General features: G+C 44.2%; 16 protein-coding genes and 1 pseudogene. 5 read left to right on the top strand and 12 right to left on the bottom strand.

The genetic code is table 11. The features are described 5' to 3' along the window. Nucleotides 1-5 precede the first annotated feature (5 nt). On the top strand, nucleotides 6-554 hold the full coding sequence (rrtA, locus tag MSG34_RS10820) for a rhombosortase (RefSeq protein WP_061039305.1): 549 nt from the start codon (nucleotides 6-8) through the stop codon (nucleotides 552-554). Here rrtA and MSG34_RS10815 read toward each other — a convergent pair. The 8 genes and pseudogenes from MSG34_RS10815 to MSG34_RS24250 form a co-directional block, all read right to left on the bottom strand. Beyond that, nucleotides 545-844 carry a ComEA family DNA-binding protein gene (locus MSG34_RS10815; protein ID WP_248337359.1) on the bottom strand — a complete coding sequence of 100 codons (300 nt, stop codon included), beginning with the start codon at nucleotides 842-844 and terminating at the stop codon, nucleotides 545-547. The genes rrtA and MSG34_RS10815 overlap by 10 nt on opposite strands. A gap of 225 nt (nucleotides 845-1069) precedes the next feature. After that, entirely contained in the window at nucleotides 1070-2935 is a 1866-nt protein-coding gene (ppiD, locus tag MSG34_RS10810) for a peptidylprolyl isomerase (protein ID WP_248337357.1), read from the bottom strand. A gap of 218 nt (nucleotides 2936-3153) precedes the next feature. Then, nucleotides 3154-3447, bottom strand: a complete 294-nt coding sequence (locus MSG34_RS10805) for an HU family DNA-binding protein (protein WP_012604504.1) — start codon at nucleotides 3445-3447, stop codon at nucleotides 3154-3156. Nucleotides 3448-3615: 168 nt separating this feature from the next. After that, on the bottom strand, nucleotides 3616-5967 hold the full coding sequence (gene lon, locus MSG34_RS10800) for an endopeptidase La (protein WP_019824784.1): 2352 nt from the start codon (nucleotides 5965-5967) through the stop codon (nucleotides 3616-3618). Between the two features lie 132 nt (nucleotides 5968-6099). Continuing rightward, entirely contained in the window at nucleotides 6100-7380 is a 1281-nt protein-coding gene (gene clpX, locus MSG34_RS10795; protein ID WP_009847283.1) for an ATP-dependent protease ATP-binding subunit ClpX, read from the bottom strand. Between the two features lie 81 nt (nucleotides 7381-7461). Beyond that, complete coding sequence (clpP, locus tag MSG34_RS10790; protein ID WP_004736080.1) at nucleotides 7462-8088, bottom strand: ATP-dependent Clp endopeptidase proteolytic subunit ClpP; 627 nt, start codon at nucleotides 8086-8088, stop codon at nucleotides 7462-7464. A gap of 105 nt (nucleotides 8089-8193) precedes the next feature. After that, entirely contained in the window at nucleotides 8194-9492 is a 1299-nt protein-coding gene (gene tig, locus MSG34_RS10785; protein WP_017106221.1) for a trigger factor, read from the bottom strand. Nucleotides 9493-9786: 294 nt separating this feature from the next. Beyond that, nucleotides 9787-9969 (bottom strand): annotated as a pseudogene (locus MSG34_RS24250) (hypothetical protein); the annotation flags it as partial. 163 nt (nucleotides 9970-10132) lie between these two features. Here MSG34_RS24250 and MSG34_RS10780 point away from each other — a divergent pair. The 3 genes from MSG34_RS10780 (at nucleotide 10133) to MSG34_RS10770 (ending at nucleotide 13584) form a co-directional block, all read left to right on the top strand. Then, nucleotides 10133-11953 (top strand): ATP-binding protein, encoded by a 1821-nt coding sequence (locus tag MSG34_RS10780; RefSeq protein ID WP_248337355.1) that lies wholly within the window; start codon nucleotides 10133-10135, stop codon nucleotides 11951-11953. 29 nt (nucleotides 11954-11982) lie between these two features. Beyond that, complete coding sequence (locus MSG34_RS10775) at nucleotides 11983-13332, top strand: sigma-54 dependent transcriptional regulator (protein WP_248337353.1); 1350 nt, start codon at nucleotides 11983-11985, stop codon at nucleotides 13330-13332. Nucleotides 13333-13410: 78 nt separating this feature from the next. Further along, complete coding sequence (locus MSG34_RS10770) at nucleotides 13411-13584, top strand: hypothetical protein (protein WP_164091110.1); 174 nt, start codon at nucleotides 13411-13413, stop codon at nucleotides 13582-13584. Between the two features lie 45 nt (nucleotides 13585-13629). On the opposite strand, the gene MSG34_RS10765 is transcribed toward MSG34_RS10770, so the two are convergent. From MSG34_RS10765 to MSG34_RS10755, 3 genes are all read right to left on the bottom strand, one after another. Next, nucleotides 13630-14991 carry a TRAP transporter large permease gene (locus MSG34_RS10765; RefSeq protein WP_248337351.1) on the bottom strand — a complete coding sequence of 454 codons (1362 nt, stop codon included), beginning with the start codon at nucleotides 14989-14991 and terminating at the stop codon, nucleotides 13630-13632. Nucleotides 14992-14993: 2 nt separating this feature from the next. Continuing rightward, nucleotides 14994-15749: a TRAP transporter small permease gene (locus MSG34_RS10760; RefSeq protein WP_048607896.1), complete on the bottom strand. Its 756-nt coding sequence runs from the start codon at nucleotides 15747-15749 to the stop codon at nucleotides 14994-14996. A gap of 64 nt (nucleotides 15750-15813) precedes the next feature. Continuing rightward, on the bottom strand, nucleotides 15814-16809 hold the full coding sequence (locus MSG34_RS10755; RefSeq protein WP_016788636.1) for a TRAP transporter substrate-binding protein: 996 nt from the start codon (nucleotides 16807-16809) through the stop codon (nucleotides 15814-15816). Nucleotides 16810-17155: 346 nt separating this feature from the next. Between MSG34_RS10755 and MSG34_RS10750 the strand changes: the two genes are divergently transcribed. Then, nucleotides 17156-17563, top strand: a complete 408-nt coding sequence (locus MSG34_RS10750; RefSeq protein WP_048607892.1) for a thioesterase family protein — start codon at nucleotides 17156-17158, stop codon at nucleotides 17561-17563. Between the two features lie 11 nt (nucleotides 17564-17574). Here the strand turns inward: MSG34_RS10750 and MSG34_RS10745 are convergent, their stop codons facing one another. After that, nucleotides 17575-18417 carry a 4'-phosphopantetheinyl transferase superfamily protein gene (locus tag MSG34_RS10745; RefSeq protein ID WP_248338158.1) on the bottom strand — a complete coding sequence of 281 codons (843 nt, stop codon included), beginning with the start codon at nucleotides 18415-18417 and terminating at the stop codon, nucleotides 17575-17577. Between the last annotated feature and the right edge of the window lie 451 nt (nucleotides 18418-18868).

Genomic DNA, 18868 nt, shown 5'->3' with positions numbered 1-18868 from the left:
TTAATGTGTACCCTGTTTTAATTTTCACTTCACTTTTATGCGTCTTATTCCAATTTGAGCCAATACAAGCTTGGGTCGTTTGGGATAGCAATGCGATTGCCGAAGGGCAATGGTGGCGAATCCTAACAGGAAACTTTTCACATACCAACTACTCGCATCTTCTGATGAATCTAGCAGGCTTGTGGATCATCAGCTACCTGTTTCAACCGAGTAAAAAACAGCTTGTTGTTGCTTTGCTTGTGATCAGTTTAGTGACTGGCGTCTCTCTGTTATTTTCAAGCATTCAGATCTACGTTGGCCTATCGGGCACTTTGCATGGGTTATTTGGCTTGTTCGCGCTCAGAGAGGCTTTAAACGGCAGGAAATCTAGTTGGCTGTTAGTGTTCGGATTGGTCGCTAAAATCGCTTGGGAGCAGCTTATTGGTCCTTCTAGTACGACTGGCGAACTGATTAACGCTCGCGTAGCAATTGAAGCCCACCTAGCAGGTGCACTGGCTGGAGGCTTCATAGCTGTCGTTTCATTTCTAATGAATAAAAAAACGGATCAAAGCTGAATTCTTTCGCGATTCTTTTCAACCGTCGCTTGACCTATTCCTTTGACACTCACCAAATCATCAGCAGTCGTAAATGCCCCGTTCTGATCTCTGTAATCGACGATCTCTTTGGCTTTCTTATCACCCACGCCAACCAATAGTGCTGAAAGTTCTTCTGCTGTCGCGGTATTGATGTTGACCGTAATCTCAATGCCATCGTAAAGCTCAGCCTTAGTTGGGCTGTCTGCAAACACGGCAGGGCTTAAGAGCACCAGAAATGAAAGAATTAATGTTGAATATATCGTGCGCATAAATCGTTCCTTTGTTCAAAAAACGTAACTTATGCATTTGCCGCGCTAGATAACACAATCACCAGATAAAAATAAAGCGGGTCACCTAGGTGACCCGCTTCGTTATACATCTTATTTTCATCAGCTTGTTTGTTGGCTCACAAATCTGAATTGGAGCTTAACAATCATATGTTGATTCTCGGTAGTCAACTCTAACTTGAGCTTGCTACCGAGGGAATCAAACGCTTACTGACCTTGACCCACTACGTAGTATTCAACGTCTGCGTTTTTACGAAGTACGTTTAGTACGTTAGTCAGGTCTTGCTGGTTACCAACTCGCTCCAACTGTGCACCAATTTGAGTGCTGTAAGCTGGGTTGATTTCAGCAGTCACTTTAGAAAGCTCAACAACAACGATGTTACCGTCTTGGTCTTTAGATTGACCGAACACAGCTTGACCTGCTTCTGGTTTCGCTAGAGCGAATACAGATACCGCTAATGGCGAGTTACGGTCAATCGTTTCAAGTTCAGTGAACTCAAGGTTGTTGTCCGCTAGCACTGCTTCATTGCCTTGCTCAAGTTCGTTCACTAGAGAAACACCTAGCTCAACCGCTTGCTGCTCTGCTTGTACAGCAGACAATGCAGCAACAACTTGATCTTTCACTTCAGCTAGAGGAAGAACTGTCTCGTCACGAGTCTCTTCTACACGAACAACAATTACGTGCTCAGGTGCAACTTCGATAACTTCCGAGTTTAGACCGTCTTCTTTCACTTCAGGGCTCAAGATAGCTTGCATAACTGCAGGCGTCATCAGAACTTCTGGAGCGTCGACTTGAGAGATGAAATCTGTTGTTGTGATCTTCGCGTTGATAGCTTCTGCAGAATCATCTAGAGAATCTGGGAATTCAAACGCTACTTTTTCTAGCTCGGTTTGTTGCTCGTAGAACTGATCAACTGCGTGTTGGTCTAGAAGCTCTGTCTTAATCTCTGCCGCTACTTCAGTGTAAGGCTGAGCTTGAGACGCTTTTAGTTCGTCTAGCTTGATGATGTGGTAGCCGAAATCAGATTTAACTAGGCCAGTCGTATCACCAATATTCTCAAGAGCGAAAGCCGCGTCTTCAAATGCTGGATCCATAACATCGCGTTCAATCCAACCTAAATCACCACCAACATCTGCACTACCGAAGTCGTCAGATTTCTCTTCCGCTAGCGTAGCAAAATCAGCACCTGCATTTAGCTCGTCTAGGATTGACTGAGCTTTCGCTTCGTCGTCGCCTTGAACTAGGATGTGGCTAACTTTACGTTGCTCTTCAGTTGAGTACTTGTCTAGGTGCTCTTGGTAGTATTTCTGTGCTTCTTCATCGCTTACTTCAAGCTGAGACTTAAGTGCTTCAGCAGAAAGCTCAATGTAAGATACCTTCGCTTGCTCTGGACGAGTGTAAGCTGCAGGGTTCTCTTGGTAGTACTGTTCGATCTGTTCGTCAGTTAACTCGATGCCTTTTGCAAGGTCAGCAACAGACAGTGTCACTGTGCGAATATCACGAGTTTGTGCGATAAGCTTGCTCTGAGTATCGATTTCGCCCTGAAGAACGAATTCACTGCCTTGAAGTGCAGTCACAAGCTGGTTGCGCATTAGGTCACGACGCATGTATTCAGCGAAGCTCTCTGCGCTGAAACCTGCACGACGTAGTGCTGCTTGGTAAACTTCTTGGTCGAATTGACCAGCCGTTTGGAACTGAGGCATTTCTAGAATCATGGTACGGATTTGAGAATCACTGATTCGTAGGCCTAGAGACTCAGCTTGCTGCTCAAGCAGTACATCATTGATCATGCGATCAAGTACTGATTTACGGAAAGACTCTACGTAAGCAGGGTCTGCAAGCATTTGCGCGAAGTAATCGCCAAGTTGAGACTGCATACGGTTACGTTCGTTTTGGTAAGCCTGTTCGAACTCACCACGAGCAATTTCTGTGTTGCCAACTTTAGCTGCTGCGTTGTTACCGCCACCGGTGATGTAGCTGCCTACACCTGCGAATACGAATGACAGGATAATCAACCCAAGGATAATTTTTACCGCGATGCTATTCACGCCTTCGCGTAATCGATCCATCATAATTTAAGTGCTCTCCGGATATGAAGCATTGGCTTCAAAATAAAAATCTATTCACGCGATATTATCAGAAAAAGAAATGCGCATCAGTAGGATGCGCATAATTTAAATAAGTTCAATGTGCTTTGTACACATACTGTTTAAGAATGAAACATCATTTTTCAAACAGTAAACGCATTTTACTGCCTTCCCCTCTTAAATGGAGGTTTCAGCAGTGAAAATTAGTTACATGCGTCTTTAAGTGCTTTACCCGCTTTGAAGCCAGGTACTTTAGCTTCTGCGATTTGGATCTCTTCACCAGTTTTTGGGTTACGACCTGTACGAGCAGCACGAGTACGAACACTGAAAGTACCAAAGCCAACAAGTGCAACTTGGTCGCCTGATTGTAGCGTTGTGCCAACTGCTTCGATGAATGCGTCTAGAGCGCGGCCAGCTGAAGCTTTAGAGATGTCTGCGTTTTCTGCGATTGATTCTACTAGTTGTGTTTTATTCACTGTTTTTCCCCTATGTGTCATCTGTGACTACTTCTGATGACTGTACGTTCCATTTTGGTTTTAATTTAGCCGCAAGCCTTATTGCAAAAGGGCTGCCGCTTTGATCAATAACTTAGCGTCCAAAAAAAACGCTGACAAGCCTTTTCGAGCCTATCAGCGTAATTCTTTACTTATTTTTGCTATGCATCACTATTTTTTCACGTCAAACTCGACCCCTGACGGATCTCGTTCTAGCGCGACTTTGAGTACTTCATCAATCCACTGAACCGGGATCACCTTCAAGTCAGCGATTACGTTGTCTGGAATCTCTTCCAAATCACGCTCATTGTCTTTAGGAATCAGTACAGTTTTGATGCCGCCACGGTGTGCTGCAAGCAGTTTTTCTTTCAAGCCACCGATAGGTAAAACTTCACCACGAAGGGTAATTTCACCTGTCATACCGACCTCAGCTTTAACCGGATTACCCGTCAAGCTAGAGACAAGTGCAGTACACATTGCGATACCCGCACTCGGGCCATCTTTCGGTGTAGCACCTTCTGGTACGTGAACGTGAATATCGCGCTTTTCGTAGAAATCTGAGTTAATACCCAGTTTTTCTGCACGAGAACGAACCACGGTCATTGCCGCTTGGATCGATTCTTTCATCACATCGCCAAGTGAACCGGTTTGCGTTAGCTTACCTTTACCCGGCATTGCTTCAGTTTCGATAGTCAGTAGATCACCACCAACTTGAGTCCAAGCTAAACCAGTCACTTGACCAATACGGTTGCTTTCATCCGCTTTACCGAAGTCATGACGTTGAACGCCTAAGTACTCTTTCAGGTTATCAATGTTAACCGTTACAGACTTAAGGTCGCTGTCTAGCAAGATGTTCTTCACTGCTTTACGACAGATCTTAGAGATTTCACGCTCTAGGCTACGTACACCCGCTTCACGCGTGTAGTAACGAATGATGCCGATGATTGCAGAGTCTTCAATCTCAATCTCATGAGGCTTAAGACCGTTGCGTTGAACTTGCTTGTCCAATAGGTGGCTCTTAGCAATGTTCAGCTTTTCATCTTCTGTGTAACCAGACAGACGAATGACTTCCATACGGTCCAGCAGTGGGCCAGGAATGTCCATCGAGTTAGACGTTGCAACGAACATCACATCAGACAGATCGTAATCGACTTCTAGATAGTGATCGTTGAATGCATTGTTTTGCTCAGGGTCTAGAACTTCTAGAAGCGCTGAAGACGGGTCGCCACGCATATCAGAAGACATCTTATCGATTTCATCTAATAGGAACAGTGGGTTCTTAACGCCAACTTTAGACATCTTCTGGATTAATTTACCCGGAAGTGAACCGATGTACGTACGACGGTGACCACGAATCTCAGCTTCATCACGAACGCCACCTAGTGCCATACGTGTGTACTTACGACCCGTTGCCGCAGCAATCGAACGACCTAGCGAGGTTTTACCTACACCAGGAGGACCTACAAGACAAAGGATTGGGCCTTTTAGCTTGTTGATACGGTTTTGTACTGCCAAGTATTCAAGAATACGTTCTTTAACACGCTCTAAGCCGTAGTGATCTTCGTTTAAGATCTCTTCCGCTTTCGCTAAATTCTTTTTCACTTTTGAACGCTTAGCCCAAGGAACGCCAACCATCCAATCAATGTAGCTACGTACTACTGTTGCTTCAGCAGACATTGGCGACATCATTTTCAGTTTTTGCAGTTCTTGCTCAGTTTTCTCACGAGCTTCTTGAGGCATCTTAGAATCTTCGATCTTCTTCTTCAGAGTCTCGAATTCATCAGGTGCGTCGTCCATCTCGCCAAGTTCTTTCTGAATCGCTTTCATTTGCTCATTCAGGTAGTACTCACGCTGAGATTTTTCCATCTGCTTCTTAACGCGGCCACGGATGCGTTTTTCAACTTGCAGGATGTCAATTTCTGACTCCATTTGGCCCATCAAGAATTCCAGACGTTCAGTCACATCTAAGATTTCTAGAACGTGCTGCTTGTCTACCAGTTTAAGTGGCATGTGCGCAGCAATCGTATCAGCAAGGCGAGCTGCCTCATCAATACCGTTCAGAGACGTTAGAACCTCTGGAGGAATCTTTTTGTTTAGCTTAATAAAGCCTTCGAATTGATTGATCGCACTGCGAACAACCACTTCTTGTTCTTTTTCGTCAAGTTCTGAGGTAACAACGTATTCGGCATCCGCTAAGAAGAATTCACTTTCTTTGAATTGGTGAATTTTTGCACGCTGCTGACCTTCAACAAGTACTTTAACCGTACCATCAGGGAGCTTTAATAACTGAAGAATAGTAGCGACTGTACCTACGTTAAATAGGTCGTCGATTGAAGGCTCATCAGTGTCCGCTTCTTTCTGCGCTACAAGTAGTACTTGTTTGTTAGCTTCCATTGCCGATTCAAGGCATGTAATCGATTTTTCACGACCGACAAACAATGGAATAACCATGTGTGGGTAAACCACTACATCACGTAGAGGTAGCACGGGGATTTCGATACGCTCGGAACGTTCCAAGTTCATATATTTCTCTCTTCCGCTTTAACTTATAAAGCAGTATATGGGGCTTAAACGACTGGATTCAATGGAAGAATAAAAAAAAGGAGGTAATTGCTTACCTCCTTTTTCAATTTGAGTGACTTGTCTAAAAAAGACCTACTCTGCAACAGCTGCTTGGTTATCTGAGTTGCTGTAAATCAACAGTGGTTCTGACTCACCATTAATTACCGACTCATCAATCACAACCTTGCTTACATCAGTTGAAGATGGCAGTTCGTACATAGTTTCTAGTAGAACACCCTCCAAGATAGAGCGTAGACCACGAGCACCTGTTTTACGGTTCATTGCTTTCTTAGCAATTGCGCGTAGGGCATCTTCACGGAATTCTAACTCTGTATCCTCAAGCTCAAATAATGCTGCGTACTGTTTTGTCAGTGCATTCTTTGGCTCACATAGGATTTGGATTAGCGCTTCTTCATCAAGCTCTGTCAGTGTTGTTGTCACAGGTAGACGACCAATGAACTCTGGAATCAGACCATATTTCACTAGATCTTCAGGTTCTACTTGAGTGAACAATTCACCGATAGTTTTGGTTTCATCTTTTGAACGCACTTCTGCGCCAAAGCCGATACCTGAACCTGTTTCTACACGCTGTTCAATCACTTTATCTAGGCCTGCAAACGCACCACCACAGATAAATAGGATCTTAGACGTGTCCACTTGCAAGAACTCTTGCTGTGGATGCTTACGACCACCTTGAGGTGGAACTGAAGCAACTGTACCTTCAACAAGTTTTAGTAGAGCTTGCTGTACACCTTCACCAGACACGTCACGCGTGATTGATGGGTTTTCAGCTTTACGAGAAATCTTGTCGATTTCATCGATGTAAACAATGCCGCGTTCCGCTTTCGCTACGTCGTAATCACATTTCTGAAGCAACTTCTGGATGATATTTTCAACATCTTCGCCCACGTAACCTGCTTCGGTTAGTGTTGTTGCGTCTGCCATTGTGAAAGGAACGTCTAGGAAACGAGCCAATGTTTCAGCCAGTAGTGTTTTACCACTACCAGTAGGACCGATAAGAAGAATGTTACTCTTACCTAGCTCTACGCCTTCAGCTGTCGTATCACCATTACGTAAACGCTTGTAGTGGTTATAAACTGCAACTGCTAGCACTTTCTTCGCGTATTCTTGACCGATTACATAGTCGTCAAGATGCTCACGAATCTCACGCGGCGTTGGCAGCGATTCCGATTCTTTCTTAGGAAGAACATCTTTAATTTCTTCACGAATAATGTCGTTACAAAGATCGACACATTCATCACAAATGTAAACAGAAGGACCTGCGATTAACTTGCGAACTTCGTGTTGGCTTTTGCCACAGAAAGAGCAGTAAAGCAGTTTACCGCTACCACCCTCTTTGCTTTTATCTGTCATTCGCTAACCTCTTAGCCTTAACTCTCTATGCTTGAGTGTATATCAATTTGAATCACTTTGCGTTAAACAATTGCCCTGCAATTATTGACCGCGGTGATTAAGAACTGAATCCACCAAGCCGTATTCTACTGCTTGATCAGCAGACATGAAGTTATCACGATCTGTATCGCGCTCAACAACTTCTAGAGGCTGACCAGTGTGCTCTGCCAATAGTTTGTTTAGCTTTTGTTTGATCGTTAGGATCTCTTGCGCGTGAATTTGAATATCAGACGCTTGGCCTTGGAAGCCGCCAAGTGGCTGGTGAATCATTACACGTGAGTTTGGAAGCACGTGACGCTTACCAGGAGTACCACCCGCTAGTAAGAATGCACCCATAGAGCAAGCTTGACCCATACATACTGTGCTCACGTTTGGCTTGATGAACTGCATTGTGTCGTAGATAGACATGCCTGCTGTTACGCTACCGCCAGGTGAGTTGATGTAAAGATAGATATCTTTGTCTGGGTTTTCTGATTCCAAGAAAAGCAGTTGAGCCACGACAAGATTTGCCATGTGGTCTTCCACTTGACCTGTTAAGAAAATGATACGTTCTTTTAATAGACGAGAATAAATATCGTAAGAACGTTCACCACGGGAAGTCTGTTCAACCACCATAGGAACTAGTGCGTCCATAATCGATGGCATTGTATTTTTTTCTTGGTAGCTCATATTCTTATGTCCCTAAAATAAATGGCCCGAATGATTAAATCATACGGACCATTGTTAGCAGAATTGTTGACCGTACGTCAACCTTCTACGTCAGATATTACTATATTAAGCAGGTTGCTGATTCATTAGCTCGTTGAAGCTAACTTCTTTATCAGAAACTTGAGCTTTAGCGATGATTGCATCAATAGCTTGCTCTTCTAGAGCAACATTGCGCATGTTGTTCATCATTTGCTCGTTTTGCTCGTAGTAAGCAATAACTTCTGTTGGATCTTCGTATGCTGTAGCCATCTCTTCGATGATAGCTTTAACTTTCTCGTCGTCAGCTTTTAGCTCTTCAGTCTTGATTACTTCACCAAGAAGAAGACCTACAACTACGCGACGTTTAGCTTGCTCTTCGAACAGCTCACGTGGAAGTTGGTCAGCAGCTTCAGTGTTGCCACCGAAACGTTGAGCAGCTTGTTGACGTAGAACACCGATTTCTTGATCGATAAGAGCAGAAGGTACGTCGATGTTGTTTTCGTTAACTAGACCGTCGATAGCTTGCTCTTTGATGCGGTTCTTAACAGCTTGCTTAAGCTCACGCTCCATGTTCTTACGAACTTCAGCTTTAAGACCTTCAACGCCGTCAGCAGCGCCGAACTTAGAAACGAATTCTTCGTTTAGTTCTGGAAGTTCACGAGCTTCAACTTTGTTCAGCTTGATAGAGAACTTAGCTGCTTTACCTTTTAGGTTTTCAGCGTGGTAATCTTCTGGGAAGTTTACGTCGATTTCGAATTCCATACCTGCTGTTTTACCAACGATACCGTCTTCGAAGCCAGGGATCATGCGACCAGCGCCCATCTCTAGTGGGAAGTTCTCAGCTTTGCCGCCTTCAAACTCTTCACCGTCGATAGAACCAACGAAGTCGATAGTTGCACGAGAACCAGCGTCAGCAGCAGCTTCAACTTCAGTCCAAGTTGCTTGTTGCTTACGTAGAGTTTCGATCATCTCTTCAACGTCAGCTTCTTTAACTTCTACTGCTGGTTTCTCAACAGTGATGTTTTCTAGACCTTTCAGCTCAACTTCTGGGTAAACTTCAAAAGTTGCGTTGAATACTAGGTCAGCGCCTTCGTTGTTTTCAACTGGTGCGAAAGTAGGTGCGCCAGCTGGGTTGATTTTCTCTTTAACGATCGCTTCGATGAAGTGACGTTGCATTACTTCGCCCATCACGTCTTGACGTACTGCTTTGCCGTACATTTTAGCAACCATCTTCATTGGCACTTTGCCTTTACGGAAACCATCGAAACGACGGTTTTTCGCGATGTTGCGTAGTTCAGCTGTAACTGCATCTTCGATGTTAGCAGCAGGAACAGTAATATTAAGACGGCGCTCTAGGCCTTCTAGCGTTTCAACAGTAACTTGCATTATATAAACCTCAAAACTGGCTCAGTAATCTGAGCATATGAGCCGTAACTTAGCTTTAATTCAAAAGCAGACGTTGTTGGCTGCATCCTTGTGTAGTGCTCTATCCGAACACCTAATTTAAAATCGAGCATTGATGTCTGAATTGATTATTCAACCAAACACCAGACTAATCAGCGATATCTTCGTTCTTCACACGTCGATTAAAACGTAATAAAGCTTGTTTTCATAAACAAGAAAGGTATCTCCGATTAGCCTCAGGACAGAAATTTTAGACGCGACATTCTAGCGATCTGTTTAATCTCTGTCGAGCCGTTCACCTCTGCATGATGATGAATGCTCTAAATTCGTCCAACTAAGTGATACAAAAACGATCAAATCATCACTTAGCACAACAGAAATGGGGACAATAGCGACTTTTTCAAGGGAATCGAGGGCTTTTTTTGCTAAAAACCTTAAAAAGAGATCTTGCTCTTGTTTTACCCCTCAGAGTCGATAACTTTTTCAACAATCCCCGTTACAAACCCTTAACCTACACCCATCTGTTCACTCTCTGCTTTCAGCAAAAACTACCGCTATTTGCTACCATAAACGAGAGAAGACAGGCTTGATTGTTTACTAAAGAAATCAGCGGAGAGCCTTCATGTTTCAAGCTTTTAGAATCCCAATACTGTTAATGGTCACATACAGTTTACTGATGGTGTTTGGCGGTCATTGGGTGTGGAGCACAAGCCATGAAAGTTTGTTAAATGATCATCAATCTAAGCTGGACCGCTTTTCTGTTCATATTTCAAGCCAATTGGATAAGTTCGCGCACATTCCAGAACTGCTTTCAAAAGACAAAGAGCTGGTCGATGCCCTGCACTCTCCAAGTAACTCTGCGCAAACCGAGCTCACTAATCGTTATCTAGAGCACGTAAACTCGGTGATTCAAGCATCCGACACCTACCTACTAGACAGTATCGGCACCACCATTGCAGCCAGTAACTGGAATCAACCGCATTCTTTTATTCGTCGTAATTTTGCTTTCCGTCCTTACTTTCAAGAAGCGATTATTGGCAATGAAAATCAATATTTTGCGCTAGGTTCAACCTCAGGAAAGCGAGGCTATTATTATTCTTATCCCGTCTCATATGCCGCCGAGATTATTGGCGTCATTGTCGTAAAGATGGATTTATCGCTGATTGAAGCAAGTTGGAAAGGCAAACAGAGTTTTTTTGTTGCTGACGATAAAGACCAGATCGTATTTATGTCGAGTAACCCTGAATGGCTTTTCAAAAGCCTTGAGCCGCTAAGCGAAGCGCAACACACTCGAATTCAGGAAAGCAGGCAGTATCTCGATACCAAAATAGAAAGCCTGCACTTCTCTGGCGATTTAGACAGTGCCACTAGTCGTATTGAGTCGCCACACAAACTCGTCCAAGAGCAGTTCTTTAGCTCTTCGCGTTTCCTAGCCGAACCAAAACTCACCATACGGGTATTTTCTCCAACCCACTTAGTTTGGTGGGACTTAGTTGCTTACCTTGTGGTTCTGAGCCTTATCTTTGCGATTATTTATCTAACGATGCAGCTCAACCACCATCGACAACAAAGACGAGCACAGATAGACAGGCTGCAATCCGAAGCCAAGCAAAAACTCGAATTTCAAGTGCTTGAACGTACATCGGAGTTGCATGTCGAGATCAAACACCGTATCGAAACCGAACATGTATTGAGGCAAACTCAAGACGAGCTCATCCAAGCCGCCAAACTGGCGGTGTTAGGTCAAATGTCGGCGAGCATCAGTCACGAGCTAAATAACCCGCTCGCTGCGATTCGCAGTTATGCCGACAACGGCCGACTGTTTCTTGCCAAAGATAAAACCGATCGTGTCGATGACAATCTATCGCGAATCTCAGCACTCACTGATCGTATGGCGAAAATCAGCCACCAGCTTCGCTCCTTCGCCAAGAAATCCACCGCAGAAGAGCTACACACATTACAAATACTCCCAGTTTTACATTCATCGAAAGAGTTGATGAAGCCACAACTTAAGAGTGAACGAGTTAAGGTCAACGAGCTCCCTGAAACCTTTGATGCTTGCGTGCTCGCCAACGCCATTCAACTGGAACAGGTGATCATTAACCTGCTGACCAACGCGATTCAGGCGATGGAACAACAAGACGACAAACAATTAGCTATTCTGTTAGCGATTAGAGAGTCCGACCATCAACAAGCCAATACCTTGCTGATTCATGTCGATGATAACGGCCCCGGCTTCACCTCCCCTTCGAACGGAAACTTTTTTGAACCCTTTCATACCACCAAGAAAAACGGACTTGGACTTGGACTATCGATTTCTCAACAAATAATCAGCGGAATAAATGGCAAGCTCGTTACCGGTAGTAGCCCTCAAGGCGGGGCTCGATTCAGCATAGAGTTGCCCCTTGTTGGACATGAACAGCAAGCAAAAACTCAGCAATAACCAGAATACAAAGAAGTAAAGGAATCACTATGTGTCACGTCTATTTCATTGATGATGAATCCGATCTAAGAATGGCGATTGAACAGAGCTTCGAGCTCGCCGACATTGATGCCGAATTCTTTCCCGATGCGGAGTCTGCTCTGCTCGCGATTCAAGAAAACGGCTTACCTCACGTGATCATCACTGATATCTGTTTACCGGGCCTATCCGGGCATGACCTGCTCAACACCGTGATGCACAAAGACAAAGAGATCCCCGTGATCATGATTACTGGTCACGGCGATATTTCGATGGCCGTTCAAGCAATCCAATACGGCGCCTATGACTTCATTGAAAAACCTTTCGCTAATGAACGCCTAATCGAAACCACCAAGCGAGCGATAGAAAAACGTCAGCTCACCCTTGAGAACCTTGAGTTAAAACGTTCACTCAAGGCCAGCCAAGCGCTTGGCCCAAGGATCATTGGTGACACGCAATCAATGACGGAGCTGCGGTCTATCATCACTCACGTTGCCGATACCAATGCCGACATATTGCTATTTGGCGAAACAGGCACCGGCAAAGAATTAGTTGCACGTTCTCTACATGAACAAAGCAGCAGGCGGGAACAAAACTTCGTCGCGGTCAACTGTGGAGCGGTTCCTGAAAACCTAATTGAGAGTGAGCTGTATGGCCATGAAAAAGGCGCATTCACTGGCGCTGAAAGCAAACGTGTCGGTAAATTTGAATTTGCTCAAGGCGGAACTCTATTCTTAGATGAAATTGAATCCATGCCAATGCAGGCACAAATTCGCCTGTTGCGCGTCTTGCAAGAACGCGTCATCGAAAGAGTCGGCTCAAACGGATTAGTCCCACTTGATATTCGAGTAATCGCCGCAACCAAAGTTGACTTAAAAAAGGCTGCTGAAGAAGGCACTTTCCGCCAAGACCTCTATTATCGGCTCAATGTCGTGACCCTAGATTTGCCACCGTTAAGAAGCCGACAAGAAGATATCCCAGCACTCTTCCATCACTTCTTACTGGTCGCTGCAGCACGTTATGGCAAGACAGCCCCAGCCCTTCCACAAAAGGAGCTGCATACCCTTTTAGCTCATGATTGGCCGGGAAATGTTCGAGAATTACGTAACACTGCAGAGCGTTTTGTGCTTTTAGGTAAGCTTTCTCACTTATCAGACAGCGCCACTGAAACTACTCAAGAGCTGTCTTTGGCAGAATTGGTATCTGACTTTGAAAAAAACACGTTGAAGCAGGCACTTATTGAATGCAATGGCAGTATAAAAGAGACCATGGAGAGGCTGCAATTACCGAGGAAAACCCTCTACGATAAGATGCAAAAACACCAGCTAACGAAAGAATCTTATAAGGTAGAACCAAACTAAATTAGATTTGGGAGCAAGATCACCTATACTTATTTCAATAACAGGATGTTATGCAATAAATATAATAAGGAAGTCGTTATGGGTGAGAAAACAAAAGTGCCATCGATTACCGATACTTTCGAAATAGATGGTATTTTTTATACTGACAATCATGTTGATCTATACACGCCAGAATTAGAGGCAAAACGGGCTCTGTATGAGCAGATAAACCATCATTCAAATCGTGGCAGAAATATAGATGAGGAGGTCTAGTAACCTCCTCATTTTTTATGGGTTAAATTCCATGTCACCAAATAACTACTTGGTTATGATTTCCGGTCCCATCAATGTGGTCGGCAACCATGTTGATACCCACGGCACGTAAGTGACGATAATCAGGAACAAGAACATCACCCCTACCCAAGGCAGTGCAGCTTTCACTACGTTTATCATCGACATCTTGGCGACACCTGCGGTCACAAACAAATTGAGCCCGACAGGCGGCGTTATCATCCCTATCTCCATGTTCACTACCATCATGATACCTAGGTGAATTGGATCGATACCGAGTGCAATAGCGATTGGGAATACCAATGGCGCAACGATGATCAGCAAGCCTGATGGCTCCATGAACTGCCCACCAATCAAGAGTAAAACGTTCACTACAATCAAGAAGGTGATCGGCCCTAAGCCCGCAGATAGCATAGACTCAGTGATCATTTGAGGAATGCGTTCTTCGGTCAGTACATGCTTAAGAATCAGAGCGTTGGCAATGATAAACAGCAGCATAATCGTCAGCTTACCTGCATCGTAAAGTGTGTCTTTGGTGTCTTTATGGAAGAAAGTTTGGAACACTTTCACCAAAGCAGGCTTTGTATTGTTCTTGTCAGCGAAAGGCCCCATATCTTTATAGATAAAGTTGGCAATGAAGAAGGCATACACCGCAGCGACAGCCGCCGCTTCTGTCGGAGTAAAGATACCGCCGTAGATACCACCTAGAATGATGACAATAAGCAGCAAACCCCAACTCGCATCTTTCGCAGCTGCGAACATCTCGCCCCAGCCCACAAATGGCTGCGCCGGAATCTTCTTAATACGAGCTGCAATGTAGATAGCAATCATCAGCATCACACCCGCCAGCAGACCAGGAATCACGCCACCTAAGAACATACGACCTACCGATACATCGGTCGCCGCTGCGTATACCACCATCACGATTGACGGTGGAATCAAGATCCCCAAGGTACCCGCGTTACAGATAACCCCTGCCGCGAACTCTTTTGAATAGCCGTTTTTGATCATGCCCGCAATAACAATACTACCGATAGCCACTACCGTTGCAGGAGATGAACCAGAAAGGGCTGCGAACATCATACATGCCACAACCGACGCCATCGCCAAGCCGCCGCGGAACCAACCCACCATCGCGATAGCAAAACGGATAATACGTTTCGCCACGCCACCAGTAGACATAAAGCTAGAGGCCAAAATAAAGAAAGGAATCGCTAAGAGTGTGTAGTGGCCTGCAAAAGCATTAAACAGCGTTTGTGCGACTGAAGCTAATGACGCATCTGAATGCATCAATAAGAATATTACGCTCGATAAACCGAGGGAAATTGCAATTGGTACACCGACCAACATGAAAGCAATTACCATTAAAAATAGAAATAACATTGCCATGATTAGTCTTCCTTACCGTTAGATTTTGTACTCGACTCATTCGCTTTGTTCTGCGGAGTCGAATTCAATACCGCTGTCGCATCTTCGTCAGAGCCCGCTAGCACGTCCGCTTTCAACGCATCCAGCTCTTCTTCGGCTTCATGTCCTGCAATCATGCGGTCAAGCTTGCCTGTTACCACTTGGTAAGCAACTTGAGCAAAACGGAACGTCAGCATTGCCATGCCAATCGGCAGCGCCATATAAGGAATAAAACGTGGCAGTTTCTCGTATCGCTCGCCTTCATTCAGCCAGTCAGCAAGAAACTGAAGCATCTCTGGCATTGGAATATCGTCGGTCTCATACCATGCGCGATCGGTCGCGAATGGGTACCAATAATTCCAAGAGCCGATAAGAAGTAAGATTGAAAATGCTAGGCAGCTTGTCACGGCGATTAGCGCATACACTTTGCGTAGCTTTTCTGGGGCAAGGTTGATGATTACATCAACACCAATGTGGAAGTGTTTTTTAACGCCATATGATGCGCCCACTAATACCATCCAAGCAAACATGAACACCGTCAGTTCCAGTGCCCATAAGATGTTGTCATTGAATGCGTATCGAAATACCACGTTGGCAAAAGTAAGTAGCGTCATTGCGCCAAGGAAAAATGCGATTAATGACTCTTCAATCACATCCGTAACTCTTCCGACTTTGGAAAAAAGAGAGGTTTCCAGTGCTGATTCGCTAGAATTTGGTTGTTCCATTTGAGGCTTTTCCATAATTGACTCCGCTTATAATTGTTTTAATAAGGAGTGACGAATACTCGCCACTCCCTTAGCGGTGTTATTGGTTTGAAGCTAACGCTGCATCGATAAGGTCTGAACCGATGTCTTTTTCAAACTTCTTCCATACTGGTTGAAGTGCAGCTACCCATGCTTCACGCTGTTCAGGCGTAAGTGTACGAACCTCACCACCCGCTTCGATGATGTTGTTTTTGTTCGCTAGGTTAACTTTTGAAGATTCTGCATTACGCGTCTCAGACACTTCTTGAACGATAGTGCCAAGCTGTGTGCGTACATCTTCAGGTAGGTCTTTCCAGAAGTCGTTTGACGTTACAACTAGGTAATCCAAGATACCGTGATTGGTTTCAGTCACGCCGTCTTGTACTTCAAAGAACTTCTTACCGTAGATGTTTGACCATGTGTTCTCTTGGCCATCGATAACCTTAGTTTGCAGGCCACCGTACACTTCTTTGAAAGACATCTTCTGTGGGTTAGCGCCTAGTTGTTCAAACTGAGCCACCAATACATCCGATGCTTGAACACGGAATTTCAAACCTTTTGCATCTTCAGGGCTGATAAGAGGTTTGTTCGCCGACATCTGTTTCATGCCATTGTGCCAAAACGCAAGGCCTTGCAGGCCACGACGCTTCATCGCGTTCTTCAGCTTTTCACCAGATTCTGAGTTTTGGAAACGGTCAACGGCTTCTACGTCTTCAAATAGGAAAGGAAGGTCAAAAATGCGGTATTTCTTAGTGAACTTCTCAAATTTTGACAGCGATGGCGCCGCCATTTGAACATCACCATTTAACAGGGCTTCCAGTACCTTATTATCATCGTAAAGTGTTGAGTTAGGGAAAACTTGCATACAAGCTTTGCCATTCATTTCCGTGTTTACTCGCTCTTCCAGTAAAGAAGCGGCGATGCCTTTCGGGTGCTTATCGGTATTGGTTACATGACTGAATTTAATCACGATTTCACCTGGGTCACAGTTTGCAGCAGCATTAAAACTAGTGAGCGCCAGAGCAGATACAGACAGCAGGGTAAGAGGCTTAAACATTATTATTCTCCTTAGTAAACAAAGCAGCCCTTCAATGGGAACTGCGTGCTTTCACTAAGGCAATTAGCGCGCCACATTGACACAATTCATTAACAAGCCTTTAACCACAAGGCTTCATCAGATCTGCCTGCAGTTGTCGCTAACTCGCTGCAAAAATAAATGGGTGGAAAATGACACATAGAATATTTGTAAATGGGTGGAAGCTGACCAATGTATTAGTGATGAATGAGGTCTGACCAAAAGCCACATTACCGATGATGTCTTGAAGTAATTTCGACCTATCCTGTAGAGTGCTGCACAACTTAGTCAGATTTACTGTCCCACTACTTACCAAGAGTTGATACCAATGAGTCAGATCTACCATCACCCAGTACAAATTTACTATGAAGATACCGATCACTCAGGTGTGGTTTATCACCCTAACTTTCTAAAGTACTTTGAGCGTGCGCGCGAACATGTCTTGGGTAGCGATAAATTGGCGGAATTGTGGAACGAGCACGGACTAGGTTTTGCGGTCTATAAAGCCAACATGACTTTTCAAGATGGGGTTGAGTTTGCTGAGATCTGCGACATCCGAACCTCTTTTGAACTCGATGGAAAATACAAAACCTTATGGCGACAAGAGGTATGGCGTAAAGATGCGACTAAGCCTGCCGTGATTGGTGATATTGAAATGGTCTGCCTTGATAAAGACAAGCAACTGCAGCCGGTACCCGCTGAAGTATTAAAAGCGATGCTTGGAGAGTCGAGCTAGCTTTATTTTATCTACATAGACGTAAAGAGGTGAGACGACGAAAAGGTTCTCATCTCTATCTGCATGGGTAGCAAATTTCCGCCAAGTGTAACCGCAAAACGATACTGCTCATCCAACCGCCCTAAGCAACACTGCCAATCTGTAGAACTATCGTCTTGTTGAGCAGAATTCAAATTCAACCCAATCCCGCTATGTAGCCTGATTTCGCGATACAAGCCTGATTGAAAGCCTAACGAACTGAGTTCCAATGCTTGCTTGGTCAAAAATGTTCGCTTGGTAAAATTAGAGAAATCGAACGAGAAGCTTCGCAACGATGTGGCTAGCCCCTTGCCTGTCGCTTTGATATACGACTCCTTCAGCGCCCACAGATCGAAAAAACGCTCTCTCTGCAGTTCTTTACTAAGTTCAAGTAAATCCGCCAATTCTTTATCTGAAAAATAGTGCTTCATGATCGAATCGATATTGGTCGAGCTTCTTGCATGTTCGATATCGACACCTAATTGAACTGGCCTCCCTACTCTCTGGCAAACCGCGATTAACAAATGTTCTTTGCTATGACTGATATTGAAATTTAACCCCGTCTTGAGTTGCTGTTCGGCGACTAAACTTGGCTTTCCTTTCTCACCATATTCAAAGCGCCACGCTTCGGGCATTAAATCAGAATAGCTAGACAACACCTTTCTTAGGTAGTTGCGAACATACAGAGCTTGAACTTGAGATGAGGGCATTCGATACCGCTCGACTTTGGCTATTTCATCGGCCGTGAGTGTCTGTTTGAGGTGTGACTTACTGTCGATGTCGTCAGGCAAATCACTCAAAGAACATAGCCACAAATCAACGATTGGATTTTCCAATTTACTCACGTTCACTTCTTCAAACCACTTATCAAAAAAACATCAAAACGAACAAATTTAACTCACCTATGATTTGAGATAAACATAGAGAATTTGCGCAGGAAACACCCTTCATATAGGGACTTAAAACTAACTTTTAAAATAATAACAAATTAAAACACAGATCACACTCCACCTTACGGAACAGACATCTATTAAATGTTACTTACAAAAATCTGACATAGATCTCAACAAGTCAAAAAATAGAGTACAAACACTAAAAAACCACTCATACCCATTAATTATCAATAAGTTAATTACATTAAAAATACAAAAAACAAAAGTTCAGTAAAATCATCTGGTCTGAACAGATCATAGTGGCCTCTGGGAGCATTGTATCGGCCACTCACCTCGGGTAGCCTGCTCAACCATTAAACAAAATCACACGTTTTTATTGCGGATACCTGCTTTG

Source organism: Vibrio sp. 1CM2L (genome assembly GCF_023161695.1).
Classification (GTDB): domain Bacteria; phylum Pseudomonadota; class Gammaproteobacteria; order Enterobacterales; family Vibrionaceae; genus Vibrio; species Vibrio coralliirubri.
Note: the sequence above shows the minus strand (reverse complement) of the source record. Positions and strands in the feature narration are given on the sequence as shown.